The organism is Novosphingobium sp. TCA1, assembly GCF_009811895.1.
GTDB classification, from domain to species: Bacteria; Pseudomonadota; Alphaproteobacteria; order Sphingomonadales; family Sphingomonadaceae; genus Novosphingobium; species Novosphingobium panipatense_A.
Genome location: NZ_BLJH01000121.1, coordinates 1 through 907, shown reverse-complemented (window position 1 = coordinate 907; position 907 = coordinate 1). Strand labels below are relative to the sequence as shown.

General features: G+C 63.3%; 1 protein-coding gene. It reads left to right on the top strand.

The genetic code is table 11. From position 1 onward, the window contains the following. Positions 1 to 77: 77 nt before the first annotated feature. On the top strand, positions 78 to 890 hold the full coding sequence (locus tag NTCA1_RS28330) for an IS5 family transposase (protein WP_066213739.1): 813 nt from the start codon (positions 78 to 80) through the stop codon (positions 888 to 890). Positions 891 to 907: the final 17 nt, after the last annotated feature.

Sequence of the window (907 nt, the reverse complement as noted above, 5' to 3'; positions counted from 1 at the left end):
AGAGGCCGTTTCGAAAGGGGTTGAGCGGCTGAGGTTCGTGTGATTCCGGGGGTTTTGCAGACAACCCGGAGATCTTGATGTGGACCCCAGCCACCCGCGTGCAGCATACGCGTGTTTCGAAGCGTTACCAGACGGATTTGAGCGATGCCGAGTGGGCGCTGATCGCGGCATTTGTTCCCGAGGCGCGCACGACGGGGCGGCGACGGCAATGGCCAATGCGCGAAATCGTGAACGCCATCTTCTACGTTCTGCGCGGCGGGATTGCATGGCGGTTGCTGCCCAAGGACTTCCCGCCGTGGCAGACGGTCTACCGCTGGTTTGCCCGGTTTCGTGACGAATGCCTGTTCGAGCGGATCAACCATGCGCTGGTCGCGCTCGATCGCGAGCGAGCCGGAAGGGACGCCTCGCCAAGCGCAGCCATCATCGACAGTCAGAGCGTCAAGACCACCGAGAGCGGCGGACCGCGCGGCTACGATGCTGGCAAGAAGATCAAAGGTCGCAAGCGCCATGCTCTGGTCGATACTGACGGCAGGCCGCTGCTTGTCGAGCCGCACACCGCCGATGTCCAGGATCGTGATGGCGGCGGCGCGTTGCTGCAAATCTCGCGCGGCCTCTTCCCGTTCATCGAGAAGGTCTGGGCCGATGGCGGCTATAACCATCACCGTGTCACCGAGGCGACCCGCATCACCGTCGAGATAGTCAGCAAGATCGCCGGGCAGTCCGGCTTCGTCGTCCTCCCTCGGCGCTGGGTGGTCGAGCGGTTCTTCGCTTGGGTCAATCGAAACCGCCGTCTGGCCAAGGACGTGGAAGCCACCCTCAAATCCGCCGCAGCCTTCCTCTACGCCGCCGCCGCCATGCTCATGCTACGCCGTTTGGCTCGGTCAGCGTGAGTTTCGAAACCGACTCT